This window comes from Paracoccus sp. M683 (assembly GCF_007096355.1).
In the GTDB taxonomy this organism is placed as follows: domain Bacteria; phylum Pseudomonadota; class Alphaproteobacteria; order Rhodobacterales; family Rhodobacteraceae; genus Paracoccus.
Genome location: NZ_VKDF01000010.1, coordinates 65,358 through 90,276, shown reverse-complemented (window position 1 = coordinate 90,276; position 24,919 = coordinate 65,358). Strand labels below are relative to the sequence as shown.

At 63.9% G+C, this 24,919-nt stretch carries 21 protein-coding genes and 1 pseudogene; 8 read left to right on the top strand and 14 right to left on the bottom strand.

All coding sequences use genetic code 11. The features are described 5' to 3' along the window. Positions 1-6 precede the first annotated feature (6 nt). From FNJ84_RS16670 to FNJ84_RS16655, 4 genes are read right to left on the bottom strand one after another with little or no spacing between them, the layout of a single operon-like run. The gene (locus FNJ84_RS16670; protein WP_143794436.1) at positions 7-1,986 is read right to left on the bottom strand and encodes an FAD-dependent oxidoreductase; all 1,980 of its coding nucleotides are present in this window, start codon (positions 1,984-1,986) and stop codon (positions 7-9) included. Further along, the gene (locus FNJ84_RS16665; protein WP_143794459.1) at positions 1,983-2,714 is read right to left on the bottom strand and encodes an NAD(P)-binding domain-containing protein; all 732 of its coding nucleotides are present in this window, start codon (positions 2,712-2,714) and stop codon (positions 1,983-1,985) included. The genes FNJ84_RS16670 and FNJ84_RS16665 overlap by 4 nt, the downstream gene beginning before the upstream one ends. Continuing rightward, positions 2,714-3,742 carry a proline racemase family protein gene (locus tag FNJ84_RS16660; RefSeq protein WP_143794435.1) on the bottom strand — a complete coding sequence of 343 codons (1,029 nt, stop codon included), beginning with the start codon at positions 3,740-3,742 and terminating at the stop codon, positions 2,714-2,716. The genes FNJ84_RS16665 and FNJ84_RS16660 overlap by 1 nt, the downstream gene beginning before the upstream one ends. Position 3,743: 1 nt before the next feature. Beyond that, positions 3,744-5,789, bottom strand: coding sequence for an NADH:flavin oxidoreductase (locus tag FNJ84_RS16655; protein WP_143794434.1), 2,046 nt, complete (start codon positions 5,787-5,789; stop codon positions 3,744-3,746). 115 nt (positions 5,790-5,904) lie between these two features. Between FNJ84_RS16655 and FNJ84_RS16650 the strand changes: the two genes are divergently transcribed. Beyond that, a complete protein-coding gene (locus FNJ84_RS16650; protein WP_143794433.1) occupies positions 5,905-6,546 on the top strand; it encodes a TetR/AcrR family transcriptional regulator in 642 nt (213 codons plus the stop codon). 6 nt (positions 6,547-6,552) lie between these two features. On the opposite strand, the gene FNJ84_RS16645 is transcribed toward FNJ84_RS16650, so the two are convergent. The 4 genes from FNJ84_RS16645 to FNJ84_RS16630 form a co-directional block, all read right to left on the bottom strand. Beyond that, positions 6,553-7,500 carry a GlxA family transcriptional regulator gene (locus FNJ84_RS16645; RefSeq protein WP_143794432.1) on the bottom strand — a complete coding sequence of 316 codons (948 nt, stop codon included), beginning with the start codon at positions 7,498-7,500 and terminating at the stop codon, positions 6,553-6,555. A gap of 80 nt (positions 7,501-7,580) precedes the next feature. Further along, positions 7,581-8,564: a glycine betaine/L-proline ABC transporter substrate-binding protein ProX gene (gene proX / locus FNJ84_RS16640; protein ID WP_143794431.1), complete on the bottom strand. Its 984-nt coding sequence runs from the start codon at positions 8,562-8,564 to the stop codon at positions 7,581-7,583. Between the two features lie 34 nt (positions 8,565-8,598). Beyond that, positions 8,599-9,534: a proline/glycine betaine ABC transporter permease gene (locus FNJ84_RS16635; protein ID WP_143794430.1), complete on the bottom strand. Its 936-nt coding sequence runs from the start codon at positions 9,532-9,534 to the stop codon at positions 8,599-8,601. Next, positions 9,534-10,619, bottom strand: coding sequence for a glycine betaine/L-proline ABC transporter ATP-binding protein (locus tag FNJ84_RS16630; RefSeq protein ID WP_143794458.1), 1,086 nt, complete (start codon positions 10,617-10,619; stop codon positions 9,534-9,536). Before FNJ84_RS16630 ends, FNJ84_RS16635 begins: the two co-directional genes overlap by 1 nt. A 147-nt stretch (positions 10,620-10,766) precedes the next feature. On the opposite strand from FNJ84_RS16630, the gene FNJ84_RS16625 reads away from it, so the two are divergent. From FNJ84_RS16625 to FNJ84_RS16610, 4 genes are read left to right on the top strand one after another with little or no spacing between them, the layout of a single operon-like run. Next, entirely contained in the window at positions 10,767-11,483 is a 717-nt protein-coding gene (locus FNJ84_RS16625; RefSeq protein WP_143794429.1) for a GntR family transcriptional regulator, read from the top strand. Between the two features lie 10 nt (positions 11,484-11,493). After that, positions 11,494-12,417 carry a dihydrodipicolinate synthase family protein gene (locus FNJ84_RS16620; RefSeq protein WP_143794428.1) on the top strand — a complete coding sequence of 308 codons (924 nt, stop codon included), beginning with the start codon at positions 11,494-11,496 and terminating at the stop codon, positions 12,415-12,417. Then, positions 12,414-13,916, top strand: a complete 1,503-nt coding sequence (locus FNJ84_RS16615; RefSeq protein ID WP_143794427.1) for an aldehyde dehydrogenase — start codon at positions 12,414-12,416, stop codon at positions 13,914-13,916. The genes FNJ84_RS16620 and FNJ84_RS16615 overlap by 4 nt, the downstream gene beginning before the upstream one ends. Continuing rightward, positions 13,913-15,253, top strand: coding sequence for an FAD-binding oxidoreductase (locus tag FNJ84_RS16610; protein WP_143794426.1), 1,341 nt, complete (start codon positions 13,913-13,915; stop codon positions 15,251-15,253). The genes FNJ84_RS16615 and FNJ84_RS16610 overlap by 4 nt, the downstream gene beginning before the upstream one ends. A 4-nt stretch (positions 15,254-15,257) precedes the next feature. Here FNJ84_RS16610 and FNJ84_RS16605 read toward each other — a convergent pair whose 3' ends face one another. The 6 genes and pseudogenes from FNJ84_RS16605 to FNJ84_RS16585 form a co-directional block, all read right to left on the bottom strand. Then, complete coding sequence (locus FNJ84_RS16605; RefSeq protein ID WP_143794425.1) at positions 15,258-15,992, bottom strand: SDR family NAD(P)-dependent oxidoreductase; 735 nt, start codon at positions 15,990-15,992, stop codon at positions 15,258-15,260. Continuing rightward, positions 15,989-16,720, bottom strand: a complete 732-nt coding sequence (locus FNJ84_RS16600; protein WP_143794424.1) for an SDR family NAD(P)-dependent oxidoreductase — start codon at positions 16,718-16,720, stop codon at positions 15,989-15,991. Before FNJ84_RS16600 ends, FNJ84_RS16605 begins: the two co-directional genes overlap by 4 nt. 1 nt (position 16,721) lies before the next feature. Next, the gene (locus FNJ84_RS16595; RefSeq protein ID WP_143794423.1) at positions 16,722-17,837 is read right to left on the bottom strand and encodes a mandelate racemase/muconate lactonizing enzyme family protein; all 1,116 of its coding nucleotides are present in this window, start codon (positions 17,835-17,837) and stop codon (positions 16,722-16,724) included. A gap of 166 nt (positions 17,838-18,003) precedes the next feature. After that, positions 18,004-19,647: pseudogene (locus tag FNJ84_RS16590) on the bottom strand (BCCT family transporter). A gap of 291 nt (positions 19,648-19,938) precedes the next feature. After that, positions 19,939-20,097, bottom strand: coding sequence for a hypothetical protein (locus FNJ84_RS22060; RefSeq protein WP_185968572.1), 159 nt, complete (start codon positions 20,095-20,097; stop codon positions 19,939-19,941). Positions 20,098-20,116: 19 nt separating this feature from the next. Beyond that, positions 20,117-20,983: a helix-turn-helix domain-containing protein gene (locus tag FNJ84_RS16585; protein ID WP_255471261.1), complete on the bottom strand. Its 867-nt coding sequence runs from the start codon at positions 20,981-20,983 to the stop codon at positions 20,117-20,119. A gap of 91 nt (positions 20,984-21,074) precedes the next feature. On the opposite strand from FNJ84_RS16585, the gene pobA reads away from it, so the two are divergent. The 3 genes from pobA to FNJ84_RS16570 all read left to right on the top strand — a co-directional run bounded on the left by pobA (position 21,075) and on the right by FNJ84_RS16570 (position 24,918). Further along, complete coding sequence (pobA, locus tag FNJ84_RS16580) at positions 21,075-22,253, top strand: 4-hydroxybenzoate 3-monooxygenase (RefSeq protein ID WP_143794421.1); 1,179 nt, start codon at positions 21,075-21,077, stop codon at positions 22,251-22,253. 583 nt (positions 22,254-22,836) lie between these two features. After that, on the top strand, positions 22,837-24,003 hold the full coding sequence (locus FNJ84_RS16575; RefSeq protein ID WP_143794420.1) for an ABC transporter substrate-binding protein: 1,167 nt from the start codon (positions 22,837-22,839) through the stop codon (positions 24,001-24,003). Positions 24,004-24,057: 54 nt separating this feature from the next. Further along, on the top strand, positions 24,058-24,918 hold the full coding sequence (locus FNJ84_RS16570; RefSeq protein ID WP_143794419.1) for a branched-chain amino acid ABC transporter permease: 861 nt from the start codon (positions 24,058-24,060) through the stop codon (positions 24,916-24,918). The last annotated feature ends 1 nt before the right edge of the window (position 24,919 follow it).

Sequence of the window (24,919 nt, the reverse complement as noted above, 5' to 3'; positions counted from 1 at the left end):
CGGCGGCTACAGCGCCATTCCGGCGACCCGCCCGTCAAAGATTGCGGCCGAGGCCAGACGCGGGGTGCTGGCATCGCCGATCAGCCTGGGATGCAGGCCAAGGTCAAGCAGGGCATCGGGCAGTTCGTTATCGGCCCGGTTACCCGTCGCCAGCACCAGCGTATCGGCCGCGATATGCCCCGCCTCGCCGGTCAGCAGTGACTGCGTGACCGCACCTGTTGCCGTCCATTCGGTCAGGACGGTTTCGGTGACGAACCGCACCCCAAGCCGGGCCAGCGCCTGCCGCGCGGGCAGATCGGTCGCGCTGCGCACCAGATCGCGCGCGATCATCGCATCGGGGGTGACGATGGTGACCTGATGGCCGGCCTCGGCCAGATGCCAGGCGGTGCCGATGCCGCGCCAGTGCCCGCCTTCGTCCAGCACGATGACGCGCGCGCCCGGCCGGGCGGCGCGGCCCATCACATCCTCGGCCGACCAGACATTGCCGATGCCGATCCCCGGCAGGGCGGCCATCTGCGGCAGCGCCTTCTGGAACCCCGTGCCGGCAGGCAACGATCCCGTGGCGAGGATGATCCGGTCAGCGCCGATCGCCGCGATATCCTCGGCGTCCAGATAGCTGTTCAGCCGCAAATCGACCCCCAGCCCCTGCAATTGCCGGCCATACCAGCCGATCAGATCGGTGATCTGGCCTCGGCGGGGTTGCAGCCCCGCCAGCCGGAATTGCCCGCCCAGATCCGGCCCGGCCTCGGCAAGGGTCACCCGATGCCCACGCGCCGCCGCGACACGGGCGGCTTCAAGCCCGGCCGGGCCACCGCCGACGACCAGAACCGATTGCGGCCGTGCGGCGGGCTGGAAACGATCGCCACCCCACAGATATTCGTGTCCCGCCGACGGGTTGACGAGGCACGAGATGTAATAGTCGCGCCCGCGCCGGCCCCAGCATTGCTGATTGCAGGACAGGCAGCCCCGAATATCCTCGGTCCTGCCCGAGGCCGCCTTGTTGACCAGATGCGGATCGGCGATCTGGCCCCGCACGATGGATACCAGATCGGCCTGCCCTGCCCCGATCAGCGTATTGGCATTCTCGGGCGTGCGGATATTCGCCTCGGCGATGACACGGGCGCGCAGCCCGGCCTGTTTCAACTGCGCGGCAAGATCGGCGCCCAGATTTTCGGGATATTGAAAGCTGGGAATGATGCGGTGGAAATCCAGATAGTTTCCGGCGCCGACGGTGACGTAATCCATCAAGCCTTCGGCGTCGTGCAGGGCGACGATTTCGACCGTCTCGTCGCGGCTGAGGCAGGGCGGGGTGTCGCCATTATCGCTGATGGCCAGCCCGATGATGAAATCATCGCCGCAGGCGGCGCGGATGCGGGCCATGATCTTGCGCGACAGCCGGGTGCGGTTTTCCAGCGCACCGCCCCAATCGTCGCCACGCTGATTGGAAAAGGGCGTCCAGAACTGATCCAGCAGGGAATGATAGGCAGCCCAGACCTCGACCCCGTCGAAACCGGCTTTCTGGCAGCGGATGGCGGCGTCGACAAAGGCCTGAATGGTCTCGTCGATCTCGGCCGCAGTCATCGCGTGGCTGCCATCATTGTCGTGATAGCTGGGCCCGCCCGAGGGCGACCAGCTGGCATGCCAGCTGTTATCCCAATCCCCATGCGCGCCGACATGGTAAAGCTGCTGAACCATCACCGCGCCGGCATCCTTGCAGGCATGGGTGATCCGGGCGAAATGCGGGATCACAGCGTCCGAACAGGGACGGAAATTGCCCCGCGTCAGCAGGGCGGCGGGGTGAACCGGCATCGGCTCAACCACGATCATCGCGGCCCCGCCAAGCGCGCGTTCCAGATAATAGCCCAGATGCTGATCGCCCGGCATGCCGTCCTGCGCCATATTCGCAGTATGGGCACCAAAGACGATGCGGTTGCGCAGCGTCCTGTGCCGCAATTCCAGCGGCTGAAGCGCGTGCTTCAGCGTCACGAGGCGGACTCCAGCCGGTCCAGCCCTTGCATCAGCGCCGGCGTGATACCGCTGTCCTCCATATGCACGCGCAGCCGCTGGTTATAGCCGCCGGGCGTGTTCAGCGCGGCGATCAGCGCGCGGGATTCCGTGCCGGCAAGGCTGGAGGCGACGAGTTCGCGCAAGAACGCCTCGCCCATCACGGGGTCGCTGACCCTTGCGCCCAGCCATTCGGCGGTGTCCGCCACCATCCGCGCCACGGGTGAAACCACCGCCTGCGCGCAGGTATAGGCGTCAAGCTCGGCCCCGTCTTTCAGGGCGAATATGGTGTTCTTCGCCCCGAACAGCGCGCCCACCAGATCCGCATCGCCCAGCATCATGATCGGCGTGCCGCCAGCGGCGATGCCGGGAAAGGGCAGCATGATCGCGGCGGCCTTGGCCGGTGCGACCAGGCCCGCGACCTGATCCAGCCCCGTCCCCGCCATCAGTGAGATCACCCGCTGATCCGCGCGAAACTGCAACGGGCCAAGGATCGTCGCCGCCTGATCGGCCATCAGGCCCAGAATGACCACGTCGCTGGCATCCAGCACCGCCTGATTGCCCGCGACCGAGACATTCCCGAACTCCCCCGCCAGCGCCGCCGCATTGGCCGCGCTGCGTTCCGACACGGTGATCTGATGGCCATCGCCCGCGATCCCGCGCACCACTGCTGTCGCGATGGTGCCCGTTCCGATCACCCCGATCCGCATCATCTGGCCCCCCATGTATCGGTCAGCTTGTATCCCTCGGGCCATGGGTCCGAGGGGTCCAGCATGTGCTGATGGATGCCGGTAATCCAGCCACGCCCCGAGATTTCAGGCCGGATCGCCGGGCGGTCGCCCACGCGGGTCTCGCCCAGAATCCGCCCCCCGAAGGTCGAGCCAATGACGGACCGCGCCGTCAGCCGGTCGCCCACTTTCATCCGCCCGCGCTGATGCAGCACCGCCATCCGCGCCGACAGCGCCGTGCCGGTGGGCGAGCGGTCGACCTTGCCCGGCTGGATGGCGACGGCGGCCCCGGCCTCTAACCCCTCGGGGCCATCGACCAGCGGCCCGGCGAACAGGCAGAAGGAAATATGCCGCCAGTCGGGGTTTTCGGGGTGATGAAAACCAAGCTGCTGGGTCGCGGCATTGGTGATGCGCACGCCCAGGGTGGCGAGGTCATGCGCCTCATCCGCGACCAGCGAAAACCCCAAGGCGGCAGCGTCAACGATCACGAAACTGTCGCCGCCATAGGCGGTATCGACGGTCAGTGTGCCCAGCCCCTCGACCTCGAGCGCGGCATCCAGTTCGGCGGCGAATGATGGCAGGTTCTCGACAAAAATCCGCTGCGCCTTGCCACCCTGGCATTCGGCGCGCACGCGGACCAGCCCGCCCGGCGCTTCCAGCACCATATGCGTCTCGGGCTCCTGCATGGGGATCAGGCCGCCGTCCAAGAGCACGGTCGAGACGCAGATGGAGTTCGAGCCGGACATGGGCGGCGTGTCCTCTGGCTCCATGATGATCCATGCGGCCTGCGCCTCGGGATGCTTGGGCGGGACCAGCAGGTTCACATGGCGAAAGACCCCGCCGCGCGGCTCGTTCAGGACGAAATTGCGCAAGGACTGGTCGCGGGCGATCCAGCGGGATTGCTCCCACACGGTATCGCCGGGCGGAGGCAGCACGCCACCGACGATGACATCGCCGACTTCGCCCTCGGCATGGGCGGATATGACATGGATCGTGCGCGAGGATCGCATGTCAGATATCCTTCACCAGCCGCAGCGCGTCATAGATCGCGGCATGGATGTTGCGCGCACTGACCGCGTCGCCGATGCGGAACAGCTGGAACTGGCCGTCAGGGTTGCGGGTCACGGTCTGAGGGCCACCGGCGATCAGGGTGTCGTAATCGACCTCTCCCTCGTTCGACGACAGCGGGCGCAGGTCGAAATAAAGGTCGGCCAGCGGCAGCGTGCCATAGTTCACCACCACCTGATCATAGGTCTTTTCGCTGGTGAAGCTGCTGTAATCGGTGCCGATCTTGGCCTTCAGCCGGTTGCCGTCGCGGGTCACATCCAGAAGCCGCCGGGTGACGGTAAAGGTCACGTCCTTGTCCTGAAGCGCGCGCATATAGGGCACGAGATTCATCGCCATGATATCGGGCGCGAAAGTGCGGTCCGGGGTCATGACTTCTACCGTCGCCCCTGCCTTGGCGGCAATCTCGGCCGCCATCAGCGCCGGGTGATCGCCGCTTTCATCATAGATCAGGATATTCTGCCCCGGCTTCACATCGCCGGAAATGATATCCCATGCGGTGACGACCAGATCCTGCTCTTTCCCGCTTTCGAACAGTTCCGTATTGGGCAACCCGCCCGTCGCCACGATCACCACATCGGGGTTCAGCGCGGTGACGTCATCGGCATCCGCCCATGCGTTGAAGCGGAACTCCACATCGCGCGCCGCGCATTGCGCCATGCGCCAGTCGATGATCGAGATCATCTCGCGCCGGCGCGGGCTTTGCGCGGTCAGCCGCACCTGCCCGCCGGGATCGGGCTGCGCCTCGAAGACGGTCACGTCATGGCCACGCTGTGAGGCCACGCGCGCAGCCTCCAGCCCCGCAGGGCCGGCGCCGACGATGACGACCTTTTTCTTCGCCTCGGCCGCAGGAATGTCATGCGGCATGGTCAATTCGCGCCCCGTGGCGGCGTTGTGGATGCAAAGCGCGTCACCGGCCGCATAGATGCGATCCAGGCAGAAGGTCGCGCCGACGCAGGGGCGAATGTCATCCTCGCGCCCCTCGATGATCTTTCGCACGATATGGGGGTCGGCCATATGGGCGCGGGTCATGCCGACCATGTCCAGAAGGCCCGCCGCGACGGCATGGCGGGCGGTGGCCACATCTGGGATCTTGGCGGCGTGGAAGGTGGGCATGCCGGTCGCCTTCTTCACCTCGCCCGCGAAATCCAGATGCGGGGCGTTCTTCATGCCCTGCACCGGGATCACATCGGTCATCGCCGGGTCGGTATGGATGCGCCCCCGGATGACGTTCAGGAAATCGACCATGCCGGTGGCGGCGAGGCGTTTGGAAATCTCGATCCCTTCCTCGGGGGTGATGCCGCCCGCCTCGGCCTCATCCGCCGTATAGCGCAGGCCCACGATGAAATCATCGCCCACGCGCTTGCGGATACCGGCCAGCACGTCCATCAGCAGTTTCATCCGGCTGTCCAGCGTCTGCCCGCCATAAGGCCCGTCCAGATCATTGGTCAGCGGCGACCAGAACTGGTCAAGCAGATGGCCGTAAACCTGCAATTCGATGCCATCCATGCCGCCTGCCTTCATCCGCTCGGTCGCGTCGGCGAAATCGCCGATGATGCGCTGGATGTCCCAATCCTCGGCCAGCTTGGGGAAGGCCTTATGCGCCGGCTCGCGATGTTTCGAGGACGATACCGAGGGCAGCCAGTCGCCCTTGGACCAGCCGGTGCGGCGGCCCAGATGGGTCAACTGGATCATCACCGCGCAGCCATGGTCGTGGCAGGCATCGGTCAGCCGCCGGATCCAGGGCACGACCTCGTCCTTATAGGCCAGCACGTTGTTGAACACGGGCGGGCTGTCCCTGGACACCGCCGCCGACCCCGCCGTCATCGCCAGCGCCACGCCCGCCTTGGCGCGTTCGGCGTGATAGGCGGCATAGCGTTCCTTGGGCATCCCGTCCTCGGGGTAAGCCGGTTCATGACTGGTGGTCATGATCCGGTTGCGAAGGGTCAGGTGCTTTAGCTGATAAGGCTGGAGGAGAGGGTCTTTGGACATCGCGCGCTCCCATGCTGGCGGGTACAGGATCGTCAAACTGTTCAGTTATATCAAGTTTTCGTTCACTAGTGACGATTTTCTTGCGCAAGCCCGGATTGCGGGCTAGCTTGCGGCAATGGACACGCATGATCCCGATCAGAAGGACAGCGGCTGGCGCGGCTCTCGCGAAGGATGGCTGACGGCGGCGCGCGACGCCTTTGTCGAGGCCGGTCTGGACGCGGTGAAGATCCAGCCGCTTGCGGCCCGACTGAACCTGTCACGCACCAGTTTCTACTGGTTTTTCAAGGATCGCGGGGCGCTGCTTGATGCACTGCTGGATGATTGGGAGGCGACGAATACCGCCAGCCTGATCACTGCTGCCGAAGCCTATGCCGAGACGATTGGCGAGGCCGTGCTGAACCTGATCGGCATCTTTCTGGATGACGGCCCCTTCGCGTCGGGGCTGGATCTGGCGGTGCGCGGTTGGGCGCATCAGTCCGAGGCGGTGGCCGCCCGCGTCAATGCCGCCGATGCTGCCCGGCTGGATGCAATCCGGCGCATGTTCGGGCGATTCGGCTTTGCCGAGGGCGAGGCCGATGTGCGGGCGCGCACGGTCTATCTGGTGCAGATCGGCTATATCTCGATGCAGGTGCGCGAGGATATGGCCACCCGCATGGCCCGCATCCCCGATTATGTGAAAACCTTCAGCGGGCTGCCCGCAAGCGATCGCGAATTGCGCCGCTTTCACGCCCTGCACGGCTTTCAGCCCGCCGCCTGAACGGCATCAGGCCATGCGGCCACGCTGTGTCGTGGGGGTGGTGCCATATTGGTCGCGATAGACGCGGGTGAAATGCCCGCCGCTTTGAAAGCCGCAGGCAACGGCGATTTCCGATATGGACAGTTCCGTTTGCAGCAGCAGGTTGCGCGCGCGTTCCAGTCGCAGCTCGGTGTAATAGCGTTTGGGCGAGGTGTTGAAATGGCGCCCGAACAGGCGTTCCAGCTGCCGCACCGAAATACCCAGCTGCCGCGCGATCGTGGCGGGGGGAACCGGATCCTCCAGCGCGGCGCGCATGATCTGGATGGCACGGGCGATATGGGGGTTGCGCATCCCGACGCGGGCCTGAAGCGACACCTTCTGTTCGGCCGAGCCTTCGCGCGCACTGGAATAGACCATCATGTCCGAAACGGCGACCGACAGGTCATAGCCGTGATCGGCGGCGATCAGGTGCAGCATCAGATCGGCGGTTGCCGCACCCGAGGCAGCGGTGACATGGCGCTCATCGGCGACAAAGATGTTGCGAACCAATTTCACCTCGGGGAAGCGTTCGGCGAAGGCATCGTGGTAATCCCAGTGGATCGCCGCGCGCATTCCGTCCAGAAACCTCGCCTCGGCCAGCATCCAGGCGGCGGAACACAGCGCACCGACGGGCACCCCCCTGCTGCGCGCCTGACGCAAGCAGACCAGCAATCCAGGCGAGATATAGCGGTTCATGTTCATCCCGCTGATCAGGAACAGCCGGTCACAACGCGGCAGGTTCGCCAGATCATGCTGCACCAGCGTGACCGAGCCGTTCGAGGCCGTCGAATTTTCGCCATTCGCGGATGCGTAGGACCAGGAATACAGCGGCTGGTCGCTGATCAGATTGGCCATGCGCAGCGGCTCGATCGCGCAGGACAGCGACAGATGCGTATGTTCCTCGATCAGGATGAAAACGAAATGTTGGGTCCGCATGTTCCTCATCCCTGCACGTAAAAGGGTTGTGCGACCTGGCGATCGCACAACCCGTCATGATGGCCCGGACCCGGCCTATGTCACTTGGCGGCGTCGCGAGCCTGCTGCAACCAGCTGTCATAGGTCTCGCGATGCGCCTCGATCCAGTCATCGACATGTTTGTCGATATCGGCCGAACTGTCCTCGCCATCGGCGATCAGCTTATTCTCGGCCGAGATATCGTTGATGTCGAGCGTTGCGACCTCGAACAGCTTGGCCGCTGCCGGATTTGCCTCAAGGAAGTCATTTCGGGCAACGACGCCGATACTGTCGACCGCAAAGCCAAGGTTCTTGCCGTTGAACTCGGTATTGCCGGTGTAACCTTCGGGCAGCGCGGTAAAGGGCACGCTTAGCCATTCGACATCGCGACCCGGCACCAGCGCACCCGAAACCCAATAGGGCGTCCAGGTGTAATACAGGATCGGCTGGCCATTCTGGAAACGGGCCATGACATCGGCGATCATCGCCTGATAGGCGCCCTGGTTATGGGTCACGGTATCGCGCAGCTCGTATGCGTCCAGCGCGGTTTCGATCACCCGCTCGCACCCCCAGCCAGGGATGCAGCCGGCCAGATCGGCCTTGCCGTCGCCATCGGCATCGAATTTGGCGGCAATTTCCGGGTCTTTCAGCTGGCTCAGATCGGTAACGCCGGAATCATAGGTGGCCTTGTCAACCAGATAGCCCTGAAGCGCGCCCTGAATATAGGTGCCAACCTTGGTCAGCACCGCGTCGCCACCGGCTTCCTGATAAAAGGCATCATGCAGCGTGCGCCAGCTGACGGCCGTAAAATCCGCGTCGCCCGTGCCAAGGGCCAGGTGGATGGTCTGATATTCGGCCTCGTTCGGCTCGGCCACGGTATAGCCAAGATCCTGAAGCGCGCGGAACAGGATGCGGTGCTGGAAGTGCTCCTCGATCTGGGTCGGCAGCATCGGGCGCACGGTGACGCCTTCGCCGGGCTTGTCTTGGGCAAAGGCGGGGGCGGCAAGCGCCAATGCCATCGCCGCAGTCAGGGAAATCAGTTTCATTATTGTCCTCCAGGTTGGTTTATGCGGTTGGTTTTCAGGCAGTTTTGCGGAATGGGCGGGTCAGCAGCCCGACCGGGCCGGTTTCCCACCAGTGACGATGGCCGCGTTCGCGACCGGAACGGCCAAGCCCCTGGGTGATCCGGTCCAGCACGATGGCCAGCATGACGATGCCAAGGCCGCCGACGATGGCCTTGCCGGCATCCAGCCGGCCCATGGCGCGCAGCACCTCGTTGCCCAGGCCCTTGACCGAGATCATCGAGGCGATCACCACCATCGACAGCGACAGCATGATCGTCTGGTTCAGCCCCGCCAGAATGGTCGGCGTGGCCAGCGGCAATTCGACCTTGAACAGGATCTGCCGGGGCGAGGCGCCGAACGCCCGCGCGGCCTCGACAACCGAGGGGTTCACACCGCGAATACCAAGCGAGGTCAGCCGCACCAGCGGCGGCAGCGCAAAGATGATGGTGACGATCACGCCCGAGACATTGCCGATGCCGATCATCATCACCACCGGCACCAGATAGACAAAGGCCGGAATGGTCTGCATCGTATCAAGCACCGGCCGAATCAGGCCTTCAAAGCGGTCATTCTTGCCCGCCAGAATGCCCAGAGGCAGCCCGATCAGCACGCAAAGGATGACCGAGGCGATCACGATGGCCAGCGTGGTCATCGCCAGCCCCCATGCCTCGGGCGCCAGAAGGCCCAGCACGATCAGGCAGGCCACCACGATCCCCGCCGCGCGCCGTCCCGCCGCCTGCCAGGCGATCAGGCCGATGATGACCAGCATCACCACTGGCGGAATGGCTTGCAGCGCGCCCTCGATGGCCGCGATGACCGATTCGAAGAACTGTTTCGGCGGCTGGATCATCTCGCGGTTCGAGATGGCCCATTGCTTGATGCCATTGGCCCATGCGCCAATGCCCAGATCGACCGAGGCAAAGGGGTTCAGCCAGTTGAAATTCTCGTCCATCAGGCGGCCTTTCCTTCGGCATTGGCGTCGTCGCGCCCCTGAATGCCGCGCAACAGCGCGCGCTTGGTGACCACGCCGATCGGCTGTTCACCGGCCACGATCAGAATCGGATCGTCGGTGCCCACGGCCAGCTCGACCAGTTCGTTCAGCTTGTCCTCGGGGCGGGCGACCGGCCAGGACGCGGTATCCTGCGGGCCATTGCCCTGCGCATATTGGCCAAGGGGCTGCATGATCCGCGCGGCGGTCACCAGATCCAGCTTGGATATTCCGGCGACGAAATCGGCCACATAATCATCGGCCGGCGCGGTCACGATTTCCTCGGGCGTGCCGACCTGCACCAGCACCCCATCCTTCATGATGGCGATGCGGTCGCCGATGCGTATCGCCTCGTCCAGGTCATGCGTGATGAACAGCGTGGTCTTTTTCATCTCGGCCGACAGCGCCATGAACTTGTCCTGCAACTGCCGCCGGATCAGCGGGTCCAGCGCCGAGAAAGGTTCGTCCATCAGCAGGATCGCCGGATCGGCGGCGATGGCGCGGGCCAGGCCCACCCGCTGCTGCATGCCGCCCGACAGCTCATCTGGATACTTGCTTTCCCAACCGGCCAGATCGACCGCCTCGATGGCGCGCTGCGCAACGTGATGGCGTTCGTCGCGGGACTTGCCGCGCACCTCCAGGCCGAAGGCGACGTTGTCCATGACGGTCCGATGCGGCATCAGCGCCATGTTCTGAAACACCATGCCGATCTTTTCTGCGCGGATCTGGCGCAAGGCCTCGCGCGGCAGCGTGTTGATGTCGTGGCCCTCGATCATCATCTGCCCCGAGGTCGGCTCGATCAACCGGTTCACGTGGCGAATCAGGGTCGACTTTCCCGAACCGGACAGCCCCATGATGCAAAAGATCTCGCCCCGCGCGACGGTGAAGCTGGCATCCTGAACGCCGACGACGCAATTGAAACGGTCGCGCACGTCGGATTTGCCAAGACCTTGTTCGCGAACGGCTTTCATCGCCTCATCCGCCCGATGGCCAAAGATCTTCCACAGATTTCGGCAGTCGATGACCGGACCGCCCTCCCCAGAAATCATCATGCTTTCCCCATCACGAGTCGCTTTATGTATTGCATCTGTCGCATAACTTTATACATACTTTATACAGTTTGTCACACTAGATCATGATGTGATTCCAATCCATCCTCGGGACCGCCGACAAACCGGCAGAAGCGAAGGAAGAACATGGAAAACAAGACCACCAAGACGGTGCTGTACGAGCATCTGCGCCTGGAAATCCTGTCAACCCGGCTGGCGCCGGGCGCCGATATCGACGAGGCGCGTCTGTCCAGTGAGTTCGAAATTTCCCGCACCCCCTTGCGCGAGGTGCTGCGGCAATTGGCGGGCGAGGGCTATGTCGTCCTGCGCGAGAACCGCTCGGCCCGCGCCTCGGAAATGCACCTTTCGACGATGCGCGATTTCTTTGTCGCGGCCCCGATGATCTATGGCGCGATCCTGCGGCTGGCGGCGCAGAACGCCAATGCCGGCCAGATTGCAGGCCTGCGCGATGCTCAGGCCCGGTTCCGCGCCGCCCTGCGCGACGGCAGCGCGGTCGACCGCTCGCTTGCCAATCACCGCTTTCACGAGATCACTGGCGAGATGGCGGGCAATATCTACCTGTCCCCTTCGTTCAACCGGCTGCTGATCGACCATGCGCGGATCGGGACCACCTTCTACCGCCCGCAATCGCCCGAGATGGTGCAGAATCTGTCCAAGGCCAGCCAGCAGCATGACGAAATCATCGCAGCAATCGAAGCCCGCGACGCGGAACGCGCGGGCCAGCTGGCCGACGAGCATTGGAACCTGTCGCGCGGCCAGATCGAGTTGTTCGTGATGCCCGCCCGGCTGGACATCCCCCTGGGCGAATTGCCCCGCCCCCAAACCGCCCTGTCGACAACCTGACGAGGACCGCATGACACCACGTTTCCGATTTGACGGCATCTATACCCCGGTGGTCACCCCCTGGGCCGAGGACATGACCCTGCGCGCCGACGATCTTGGCCGCGTCATCGACTGGCTGATCGGCCAGGGCGTGCACGGTCTGATCTCGGGCGGCTCGACCGGCGAAAATTACGCCCAGACCGTCGCCGAGCGGATCGAGATTGCCCGGCTGACCGTCGAACATACGGCGGGCCGGGTGCCGGTAGTGGTGGGCACGGGCGCGATGCTGACCTCGGATTCGATCGAACTGGCGCGGGCGGCGCGTGACATGGGCGCCGATGCGATCCTGCTGGCCAGCCCGCCCTATTCGGTGCCCACGGACCGCGAAAACGCGCTGAACGCGCTGGCCATCGACAAGGCCGCCGACCTGCCGATCATGCTGTATAACTATCCCGGCCGCACCGGCACCATGATGGGCGAGGAATTTCTGGACCGCGTCGGCCGGTCACGCAACTTCTGCGGCATCAAGGAAAGCTCTGGCGATATCAACCGGGTGCATCTTCTGGCGCGCGACTATCCGCATATCCAATTGGGCTGCGGCATGGACGATCAGGCGCTGGAATTCTTTGCCTGGGGCGCGCCCTTCTGGGTCTGCGGCGGCTCGAATTTCCTGCCGGGGGAACATGTCGCGCTGTATCAGGCCTGCGTGATCGAGGGCGATTTCGCCAAGGGCCGCCGGATCATGTCGGCGATGATGCCGCTGATGCGGGTGCTGGAACAGGGCGGCAAGTTCATCCAGACCATCAAGCATGGCGTGACCATGACCGGCATCGACTGCTCGGTCGTGCGCGCCCCGCTGAAGGCGCTGAACAAGGATGACAAGCGCGCCTTGGAACAGGTGGTCAGCGTATTGAAACGAACGATTGCGGATATTCAGGCGGAGGGCCGGGCATGAGCAGCTTGCTGACGAAAGACGAATACCGGGCCATCGCCAAGGATCTGGACCTGCCCACGGGTGCCTTCATCGACGGCGGCTTTCGCCCGGCGATCTCGGGCAAGACCTTCGCCACGGTGAACCCGGCCACGGGCGAGGATCTGGCCCAGATTGCCGCCTGTGACGCGGCTGACGTGGATTTCGCTGTCGAAAAGGCGCGCCAGGCCTTTGAGGATGGCCGCTGGTCGCGCCTGCACCCTTCCGCGCGCAAGGATGTGTTGATCCGGCTGTGCAAGTTGATCACCCGCAACGCGCATGAACTGGCGGTGATGGAAAGCCTCGATTCGGGCAAGACCATCTATGATTGCGAAACCGTCGATGTGCCGGAAACCATCAACTGCCTGAAATGGCACGCGGAACTGATCGACAAGATCTATGATCAGGTCAGCCCGGCATCCGACGATCATATCGCCATGATCATCCGCGAACCCATCGGCGTGGTGGGTCTGGTCCTGCCCTGGAACTTCCCGCTGCTGATGCTGGCCTGGAAGATCGGCCCTGCGCTGGCCTCGGGTTGCTCGGTCATCGTGAAACCCGCCGAAGAGACATCCTTGACCGCTTTGCGCATTGCCGAACTGGCCAGCGATGCGGGCCTGCCGCCCGGTGTGCTGAACGTGCTGCCGGGCGGCGGAGCCGAGGTGGGCGAACCCATCGGCCGGCACACCGATATCGACATGGTGTCCTTCACCGGCTCGACCGTGACCGGCAAGCGTTTCCTGACCTATTCGGCGGAATCGAACGTCAAGGAAGTCGTGCTGGAAATGGGCGGCAAGAACCCGGCCATCGTTCTGGAGGACGCCGAAAATCTGGACCGCGTCGCCGCGCATGTGGTCAATGGCGCCTTCTGGAACATGGGCGAGAATTGCTCGGCGGCCTCGCGGCTAATCGTCCACAAGGATGTGAAAGCCGATCTGCTGGCGCGCATCGCCCATCACGCCAAGGCCTGGAACGTGGGCGATCCGCTGGACCCCGAAACGCGGGTCGGCGCGCTGGTCAGCCCGGCGCATTTCGCCAAGGTCAGCGGCTATCTGGACAAGGCCGAAAAGGTCGTGATCGGCGGCAAGACCCATGATGGCGCCTTTGTCGAGGCAACGGTCGTCGAGGTGCCCGGCAATGACGCCCTGCTGGCGCGCGAGGAAATCTTTGGCCCGGTCCTTTCCGTGATCGAGGTCGCCAGTTTTGACGAGGCGATCCGCGTGGCCAATGATACCGATTACGGACTTTGCGCGTCCCTGTTCACCGCCAATGCCAAGCGCGCCATTCGCGGGGCGCGGATGCTGCGGGCCGGGACGGTGACAGTGAACAGCTTTGGCGAGGGCGATATCACCACGCCCTTTGGCGGCTACAAGCAGTCGGGTTTTGGCGGGCGGGATAATTCGATACACGCGCATGACCAGTATACGCAGCTGAAAACCATCTGGATCGACCTTGCCGATGACAGCGACGAGGCCGTGGATTGAGCGACCATCGCGCGAAGCGTCTTCCGGTTCAGCAAGGGGCAGCGGCATGGAACGCGATCCTCGGACCGCAGCCGCCTGCCCGCGCGTTGGAGGCTGACCAGGCCGCCGATTTCGTCATCATCGGAGCGGGTTTCGCCGGGCTGTCAGCGGCCCGGCGGCTGACCCAGTTGCAGCCCGGTGCACGGGTTGTCGTGCTGGAGGCCGGGCGCGTGGCCGAGGGCGCCGCAGGCCGCAATTCCGGCTTCATGATCGACCTGCCGCATGATCTGCAATCGGATGACTATTCGGGGTCCGGCGACGACCGGGTGATGATCGGGCTGAACCGCCACGCCATCGGCTTTGCTGACGAGGCGGTGGACGAATACGGCATCGACCCGAATTTCTACGACCCGGCGGGCAAGGTGAATGGCGCGGTCAGCGCGGCGGCTCAGGCGCATAATGCCAGCTATGCGCAGCATCTGGCGAGTTTGGCCGAGACCAGCGAAATGCTGGACGCCCAGCAAATGCGAGAACTGACCGGCTCGGGTCACTATGCCTCGGGGCTTTACACGCCGGGAACGGTGATGCTGCAACCTGCCGGATATATCCGGGGGCTGGCGCGCGGGCTGGCGGCGCAGGGGGTTGCGATTTACGAGAACTCGCCCGCCACCGGCTTTCGGCGGCAATCGGGGCATTGGCGGGTCGAGACCGCCAAGGGTGCGGTCAGCGCGCCGCGCGTGATCCTGACCGTCAACGGCCATCTGGAAAGCTTCGGGTTCGAGCGCGGGCGGCTGATGCACCTGTTTCTTTATGCTGTCATGACCCCGGAACTGGGGGCTGATGCGCTGGCCAGATTGGGCGGTCAGCCGCGTTGGGGGATCACGCCATCGGACCCGATGGGCACCACGGTCAGGCGCATTGATGCCGGGCAAGGCGGCAATCGCATCGTCATTCGCAGCTGCGCCACGCTGCGTCCCAGCACGCGGCCCTCGGCATCCGAGATGGCGCGGGCGGCGGGCGTGATGCAGCGCAAGTTCGACCAGCGTTTCCCCCAGCTTGCGGGGATGCGGATGGAACATGGCTGGGCCGGGCATCTGTGCCTGAGCCTGAATGGCGTTGCGGTGATGCGCGAGGTCGATAAGGGCGTGTTTTCCGGCTGCGTCCAGAACGGGCTTGGCACCACACGGGGCACGCTGACCGGCATCGGCGCTGCGGAACTGGCCTGCGGGACGACCAGCGCCATTACCGATTATTTCACCACCCAAGCACGGCCCAAGCGCCTGCCGCCGCAGCCCTTCCAGCAGATCGGCGCCAATGCGGTGCTGCGCTGGAAGGAATGGCGCGCGCGGGACGAATAGGCGGTCACGGCAGGCTCAGTTTCGCCATGCGCCCGCCATCGACGACATAGACCTGCCCGGTGATGAAGCCGCTTTCCCCGGCAGCGAGAAAGGCCACCAGCGCGGCGACCTCTTCGGGCTGGCCGGTGCGGCCAATCGGGTGAATGCGGCCGATCTGGTCGCGGAACCGGGCCGGATCGGGCTGGCTGTCAATGAAATCCATGTTCAGATCGGTGTCGATCCAGCCCGGAGCCACCGCATTGCAGCGGATGCCATCGGCCCCCAGATCGACCGCCACCGCCCGCGTCAGTCCGTGCAGCCCCGCCTTGGACGCGCAATAGGCGGCGTGCTGCGGATTGCTGCCCAGCCCCTCGATGGAACCGATATTGACGATAGAGCCACGCGCGGCGCGCAGATGCGGCAGCGCGGCCTTGATGGTCAGGAAGGGCGCCGTCAGGTTCACGGCCAGCGTACGCTGCCAGTCGGCCAGCGACATTTCGGCAATGCCGGCTTCCTGCATGACGCCGGCATTGTTGACCAGCACATCCAGCCGCCCGGCCTGCCCGGTGACCTGATCCACCACCCGCGCCGGGGCGTCCGGGTCGGCGAAATCGACCTCGATCCCGTCGAATTCCGGGTCGGGGCCGCGTTGGGCGGTAAAGACCCGCGCGCCCTCGTCGCGCAGCCGCGCCGCGATGGCGCGACCGATGCCGCTGCGCCCGCCCGTGACCAGCGCGACCTTGCCCTGAAAGCGCATCATGCCACGGCCTTTCCGCCATTCACCTCGACCAGCGACCCGCACATGTAACGCGCCGCGTCCGAGGCGAGGAACAGCACCACATCGGCGATATCCTCGGGCTCGGCGATGCGGCCGAGGGGCACGGTCAGGCCCAGTTCGGCCACTGCCCTATCGGGGTCAAAGCCGCGCCGGGCAAAGCCTGTAAGCAGCATCGGCGTGTTCACCTCGTTCGGGCAGACGGCGTTGATGCGGATGCCCTGATGGGCGTGATCCATGCCCATGCATTGCGTCAGCGAGGCGATGGCGGCCTTGGTCATGCAATACAGCGCATGGTTCGGGCCGGGCCGCAGCCCCCAGCAGGATGCGACATTGACGATGGCTCCGCCACCGCCCTCGGCCATGATCGGAATGGCGGCGCGGCAGATGCGGAAGGGCGCGGTGACATTGACGCCAAGGGACAGCGCCAGATCGGCATCGCTGCTGTCGGTGACCGGCCCGCGGGTGATGACGCCCGCGTTGTTGACGACGATATCCAGCCCGCCAAGCGCCTTGGCCGCGCGACCCGGCAAGGCGTCGGCATAGGCGCCATCCAGCAGATCGCCGGGCAGATGCGCGTCGGCCTCGACCCCGCCGGTATCGCGATCCGCAACCGCGACCCGCGCGCCGCGCTCGCGCAGCATCCGCGTGATCGCCCCGCCGATCCCGCCTGCGGCGCCGGTGATCAATGCGCGTTTTCCGTTGAGCTCCATCTCAGGCCCCCTTGCCGAAAACGGCGACCGGATCGCCGAAGATACCCGGCTCGGGCACCACGCCCAGCCCCGGCCCCCTGGGTCGCGCGATATGGCCGCCTTCGATGCTGATCCCGTTCACAGGGTCATAATTGCCGTCGATATAGGAGGCGGCCAGCCAGGCACCTTCCAGCAGGCGCGGCGGGACGGTGGCGGCGACATGGGTGCAGGCGGCGGCTATGATGTCGCCACCCCAGGCATCGTCGCAAGTATGGGGCAGATTCCGGGCGGCGCAGATGTCGCGGAAGGCGCGCATCGGATGCAGCCCGCCGATGCGCGTGACCTTCATCCCGAAGCCGTCGACCAGCCCCGAACCGGCTGCGATGACGGCCGAGGCCAGGCTGGTGCCGTTTTCGTCCATATAGATGCCGTGATGGCACAGAGATCGTATCGTGCGCAGATCGTCGATGCTGTCGCAGGGCTGTTCCAGAATGAAGGGGATATCCGGGCATTCGCGGCTGATCCGCAGCGCATCGCGGGTGGTCCAGCCGCGATTACCGTCAGCCGCCAGCCCGATCCCGGTCGACCCGACAGCCTGCCAGACCTTGCGCAGCGCCTCGATATCCTGATCGACCGGGCGACCCGCCAGCTTCAGTTGCAGGCGCGGATAGCCTTCGCGCTGCTTTTCGGCGGCGATCCGTGCGGCCTCGTCGGGCGGGCAGATACCGATCGAGTAATAGGACGGCACACGGTCCGTCAGCGCGCCACCCAAAAGGTCCGAGACGCTGACGCCCAGATGCTTGCCCAACAGGTCATGGGCGGCGATGTCGATGGCAGCGCGGGCATAGTTGTGGCCGCACAGCAATTCATCCATCCGCCGATGCAGCGGCACCGGCAGCAATGCGGCGCCGATCAGCCCCGGCGCCATCTGTATCAGCGCCGCCAGCGCGCCGCCGGTATGGGCCTCGGCATAGGTGGGGCCGACGGGGCAGGTCTCGCCCCAGCCCGAAAGGCCGTTGTCGGCGACCAACTCGACCAATGTGGTGGTCAGCGACCAGACCTGGGAACTGGCCATGCGATAGGGGCCGTTTCTGACCGGCAACTCGTGGCTGTAGATGCGGATTTCGGCGATGTTCATGGGGGATACTCGGCTAGGATGGCAGGGCCAGATTGGCGATCATTCCAGCCCGCCGCGTCAAGGAATGCGAAATTTCCTTGCAGGAAACGACCTGCACGAAGCCGGCCATAAAAATACGAAAACCCGCCCGTTTCGGGGCGGGTTTCAGAATGGATCTCAGGTTTTGTCAGGCTTCCAGCGCGACGCCATAGCGGTCGCGCAGATGGTCGCGATACAGCGCCTTGACCAAAGACAGGCACATCAGCACCATGACGAATGTAAAGGGCAAAGCGCCGATGATCATCGCATTCTGCAAGGCGCTTAACCCGCCTCCGCCAGCAATGATCAGCGCCGCGATCACCAAGGTCAGCAGAATGCCCCAGATGATGCGATGCTTGATGCCGGTATCGACAGCCCCGCCCGCCATGATCGTATTCATCACCAGAATGCCCGAATCCGCCGAGGTGACGAGGAAGGTCAGGATCAGCACCACGCTCATTACCGTGACAAAGGCGTACAGCCCATCCGACAGCATGAATTGCAGCGTCACAAACAGCTTGTTCGTCAGCGAGGCATCCAGAATGGCGCCCTGCGCGATCCCGCGCAGTTCCAGGTCGATGGCAGTGCCGCCCAGTATGGTGAACCAGGCAAAACAGACCAGCGAGGGCGCGATCACGGCACCCAGAATGAATTCGCGGATGGTCCGGCCCTTGGAAATGCGGGCAAGGAACAACCCGACAAAGGGCGAAAAGGCGATCCACCAGGCCCAGTAGAATGTCGTCCAGCCCGATTGCCATTTGCCCAGATCGGTCGAGGTCGACCAGGCCTCGAATGACAGGGCGGGGAAATACAGCAGCTAGTCGACCAGCGCCTTGGCATAGGTGGTCATGGCAAACAGGAAGGATCCGAAAACGGCGAAGGTCAACAGCAGCACGCAGGACAGGATCAGGTTCAGGTTCGACAGGTATTTCACCCCGCGCCCGACGCCGGACACCGCCGAAATGACCGAAAGCCCCATCACCAGCACCAGCGCCACCAGCAGGCCCACCGTCGAAGGCACCGGCGCGCCGCCATCCACGCCCGGTTGCAGCAGCCATTCGATCCCCGAGATGGAATAGGCCCCCTCGACCAGCTGGCTGACGCCAAAGCCGATGGTGACAGAAACGCCCAAAATCGTCGCCACCACGCCAAGGATGTCGACGACATGGCCCAACGCCCCGTTGATGGACCGCCCCAGGATCGGGGTCAGCGCCGAACGAATGGTCAGCGGCATATCGCGGGTATAGGCGTAATAGGCCAGGCTAAGCCCGGTCACGACATAGATCGACCAGGCGTGAAACCCGTAATTCATGAAGCTGTAGCGATAGGCCGATTGCAGTGCCTCGACGGTATTGGGCTCGACATTGCCGCGCACGATTTCGGGGTTCGATCCCCAAAGCCCGATCGGCTCCGCCGTGGCATAGACCATCAGCCCGACCCCAAGCCCGGCCCCGAACATCATCGCGAACCAGGAAAAGGTCGAAAACTCGGGCTTTTCGCCCTCGGGTCCAAGGCGGCGACGGCCGGTCGAGGGAAGGATTGCCACAATCGCCAGGAACCAGGCGAACAGCCCCACCGACAGAACATAGAAGGTGTTGAAAATGTCCAGAAGGCTGGAATTGACCCGCGACAGCACATCCCCCGCGCTAAGCGGAAAGATCAGCGCCCAGACCACCAGCAGCGACATGGCGGTCTTGGAAACCACGGCGATGGGAAGGGAATAACCTTCGTAGAAACCGTGGGGCTGAGTGTCGATCTCGACATCCGTGAAAGGCGGTGGCACTTGCTTCATCGTCGTCTGTCTCCTCACATGTCTTGCTGGGTTACGGTCGGGATAGGTTAGTGTCGTGGGTGCGGCCGCCATGACCACCGGTCAGGCTTGCCCGCGATTGCACGGGCGTGGATCAGGCAATGACAGGGCATGGACATCCGGCGGCCGGGAATGGCTGCGGCTGATCCTGTCTGTCGTCGATCCGCGAAAAATGCTGCATGCATAGGGCACAATGACAAGGCTGCCGGCCGAGGGATGGACGAAATGCGAAATTTGACTGCGAAAAGCGACACTGGCGCAGGTAGAAGCCTGTCAGGCGGCCAGTCGCCCGGTCACGCCCAGCCCGGTCACGCCCAGCCCGGCCGCAACGGCAAAGGCGATCCATTGCGGCATGTCCCTGTGCCGCTGGCGTATGGCCACGACCACCACAAAAGCCAGCAGCTGCGCGATGTCGATTATCTGCAAGGTCATCGGCGGATGCCGGCGGGCGTTACGGCAGATCCTTACCGCCATTCAGAACGGTGGCGCGATAATCGGTTGGCGAGCGGCCCACGCGCAGGCGAAAGCGGCGCGAGAAATAGGACGGGTCGGGGAACCCCAAGCGATAGCCCACTTCGGCCAGGGGCAGACGGGTAAAGGCGATCAGACGGCAGGCCTCGGTCATCAGCGCCGTTTCCAGATAGGTGGTCAGGCTGCGACCCGTCGCCCCGCGCACGATGCGGTTCAGATGGCCGGTCGTGACATGCAGCGCCGAGGCATAGTCACGCGCCCCCCAGCCCTTGCCCTGATGTTCCGCGATCAGCCCGTCAAGCCGCTGCATCTGGCGGCCGGCCTCTTGCACCGCACCATCGCGGGCAAGGCTTTCTTCGGCCAGCCCCGCCAGCAATGCATGGGCGACAGCGATCAGCCTTTGGGCGCGAAACATCCCGGCCGAACCATAGATTTCGGCGGTCATGGCGATAAGTTGGGCGGTCGCCGGCGACACCGGCCCCTGCTGCGGGACGGCCAGCCATGCATTCAGCGCCGCCGTCCGCGGGCCGAGGCGGGCAATGACGGGCGACGGGAATGACAGCACCACGCCCTCGGTTCCTTGCGAAAAAGCAAAGCCGTGGACGACCTGTGGCGGCATGAACAGATATTCGCCGGCCTCAAGCCGGCTGCTGGCGCCATCCAGCGTCAGCCGGGCCGAGCCGCGCTCGATATGGAAGATCTGTGACATCTGACCATGCCTATGCGGCGAGATCACCCAGTCATGCAGGCCGGCCCGGTCAAGCACACGTTCACAATGCACCACGTCGGGAAAGACGGCGGTTTCGCAAAACAGGTTGAATACGGGAATAGTGCCAGCGTCGCTCATGCACGAAAAATACCAGCCAATGCCGGACCCGTCCATTCGCACCGACAAGTCACCAAGATAATCTCTCCGAGAAATCCGGGAGAATACGCATATGACCACGATCACAACGCAAGTCGCCATCATCGGCGGCGGCCCCTCGGGGCTGCTTTTGTCACAGCTGCTGAACCGCGCGGGGGTGGCGACCGTCATCCTTGAACGCAGCAGTCGCGAGCGCGTCCTGTCACGGATCCGCGCCGGCATTCTGGAAGGCGGCACGGTTCAGCTGCTGCACGAGGCTGGCGTCGGCGCGCGGATGGATGCCGAGGGCATCCCCCATGACGGCTGCAATCTGGCCGATGACGAAACGATGGTGCATATCGACTTTCAGGCACTGACCGGCAAGCAGGTCATGGTCTATGGCCAGACCGAAGTGACGCAAGACCTGTATGCCGCGCAGGACCAGCAGGGGACCTCGATCCTGCACGAGGTCACCGATGTCGTGATCAGCGATCTGGATCAGGCGCGATCCCATGTCGATTTCACCCATCAGGGCCTGCGCAAGCGTCTGGAATGCCTGTATGTCGCGGGCTGTGACGGGTTTCACGGCGTATCCCGCAAGACGATTCCCGACGAAAAACGGCGCGAGTTCGAACGGGTCTATCCCTTTGGTTGGCTGGGTATCCTGTCCGAGACGCCGCCGGTCAGTGACGAGCTGATCTATTCAAACTCGCGCCGCGGCTTTGCACTGGCCTCGATGCGCAACGAGAACCTGGTGCGCTATTACGTGCAGGTTCCGCTGTCCGACAAGGTCGAGGACTGGTCGGATCAGCGTTTCTGGGACGAGTTCGCCCGGCGGATTCCCTCGGACGCCGCAGAGCGCCTGGTCACCGGCCCCTCGATCGAGAAATCCATTGCGCCGTTGCGGTCCTTCGTCTCGGAACCCTTGCGTTGGGGCAATCTTTTCCTTGTCGGTGACAGCGCCCATATCGTTCCGCCGACCGGCGCAAAGGGCCTGAACCTTGCGGCGTCGGATGTCCATTACCTGCATGGCGCGCTGGTCGAGGCCGTGATGGGCAAGGGCACAGCCGGGATCGACGACTACCCTGCCCGCGCGCTTGCCAGGGTCTGGAAGGCCATGCGCTTCAGCTGGCAAATGACGACGATGCTGCACCGTTTCGACGGCGAGGACGCCTTTGCCGAACAGATGCGCAAGGCGACGCTGGACCATCTGGCGCATTCGGAAACGGCCCGCCGCGATCTTGCCGAGAACTATGTCGGCCTTCCCTTCTGATACCGCGAGGGCGGCCCCGCCCATGGCAGAGCGTCGCCCGACCAGCCATCCCCCCTGATGATTCGGCAGGACTGCCCGCCGGTCACCCTCTGCCCCCGGTGACAGACACCTGCCTGACCATAACCCGCCGCCATTCGGAATCATTTTCCAAATGGCGGCGCATTCCACATCGCCATGCATGGCGCGCGAGATTCCACGACCGGCCGACGCGCGGACCGGCGCCAAATTCATCAAATTAAATCAATCATCAAGATATGAATCGTCGACGCATGTGTGACGCCATGCCCGCCCCCGCCCCGCCCTGGACAAGCCGGAACCGGCAAACACAACCGCCCACCACTTTAGTCTGATCTGCACGATGCGAGATCGAAACTTAGTTGACACATCATCTCGAATCCTTAATTTCGCCAATGTTGATTCATCAACTTGATGAGCTTCACCAACCAGAAAGACGACGATCGACGACAGCCAGAGCGGGATTCGCGGCAATGCTGCGCGTCCCGATCAAAGCCATCCCCGTGACCGGGGCCGGTAAACCAGATCGCGGCGCAGGAGGAGCCGGCCGCGCAAACGGGAGGAAGACATGAGCTTGAAACAGGGCGCCGCACTGGCGCTGGCGATTGCGACATGCGTAACAGGCGCAGCCTGGGCAGATACGATCAAGGTGGGCGTAATCGCCTCATTCTCGGGGCCGTTCGCACAATACGGCACCCAGTATCGGCAGGCGATCGAGGCCTATCAGGCCCAGCACGGCAAGACCGCCGGCGAGCATGAGATCGAATTCATCTATAAGGATGTCGGCGGCACCAACCCCGATCAGGCGCGCGCGCTGGCGCAGGAACTGCTGATCCGCGACCGGGTGGATTATCTTGCCGGTTTCACCTTCACGCCGAACGCGCTTGCCGTGGCCTCGATGGCGACGCAATCCGAAACCCCCACGGTGATCTTCAACGCCGCAACATCCGCGATCAACAAGGACAGCGAGTTCTTCCTGCGCACCAGCTATACACTGTGGCAGGTTTCGGTTCCGCTGGCCGAATGGGCCTATGATCAGGGCATTCGCACCGTGGCCACGACGGTTACGGATTACGGCCCCGGCATCGACGCCGAAAACGCCTTTCGCGAGGCGTTCGAGGCAAAGGGCGGCGAAGTGATCGACGAGATCCGCATGCCGCTGTCGACGACCGATTTCACCCCCTTCATCCAGCGGGTGCGCGACCAGAAACCCGATGCGGTCTTCGCCTTCCTGCCGGGCGGGCCACCCACCTTCACCTTTACCAAGACCTATAACGAGAACGGCCTGAAGGCCGAAGGCATCCGCTTTCTGGGAACCGCCGAGACGGAAGAGGTCAATCTTCAGGGTCTGGGCGATGCGGCCATTGGTTTGACCACCGCCTATCACTATTCCGGCGCGCATGATTCAGACGCCAACCGCGCCTTCCTTGCCAAGCTGAACGAGCTGGATCCCAAAGCCATCGCCAACTGGGCTTCGGTTGGTGCCTATGACGGCGTGCATCTTATCTATCAAATGGTCGCTGCTGCCGGATCGGACGGGCCTGCCGCAGTCGAGGCGGTTAAATCGCTGGAATGGGAAAGCCCGCGCGGTCCGCTGAAAATGGACCCGGAAACGCGGACCGTCATCCAGAACGTCTATATCCGCGAGGTCGAGCGCAACCCCGACACCAACCTTCTTCAGAATACCGAGAAGGGTATCATCGCCACTGTCGGCGATCTGGGCTGGGACAAGTGATCGGGAAAGCCGCGGGGCACCCCTCGCGGCACCCGACCTGAACAGGACACAGACATGTCATTATTGCTGAATATAGCCGTGGACGGTGTCGCCTACGGGATGATCCTCTTCATGATCGCGGTCGGTCTTTCGGTCACGATGGGGCTGATGCGGGTGGTCAATCTTGCCCATGGCGGATTCGCCATGATCGGCGGCGCGCTGGCACATTGGTTGCTGCAGGATCTGGGGTTTGGCTTCTGGCTGGCGGTGCCGCTGGCCGTGGCGGGAACCGTCGCGCTGGCCCTTCCGCTGGAACGCCTGATCTATCGCCGGATCTATGATTTCGGAGAGTTGCAGCAGGTGCTGGCCACCATCGGGCTTACCTTCCTGATGATCGCAAGCGTGAACCTGTGGCAGGGGTCAAGCCTTCTGTCCATTCCACTGCCTTCGGCGCTTTCGCAGCCGGTCGATCTGGGCTTCCGCACCCTGCCCTTCCATCGGATTTTCGTGATCGCGCTTGGCCTTGCGGTGATCATTGGCCTGTGGTGGCTGATCGACCGCACCCGCTTTGGCATCAAGCTGCGAGCGGCGGTGGATAACCGCGCAACCGCATCATCCATCGGGATCGACACGGGCAAGATCTATATGGCCAGTTTCGGTATCGGCGCCGGCCTTGCCGCGATCGGCGGCATCTTCGGGGCAGAACTGCTGCCGATCGACGCCTATTACCCGCTGCGCTATATGGTGCTGTTCCTGATCGTCGTCGCAATCGGCGGCATGGGTTCCATCCCTGGTTCATTCGCCGCAGCACTTGGTATCGGACTGACCGAGACGGCCGCCCGCTATCTGGTTCCCGACATCGCCACCATCGCCTTTTTCGCGCTGGTCATCGCGCTGCTTGCCTTGCGTCCGCAGGGCCTGATGGGGAGGGCGTAAG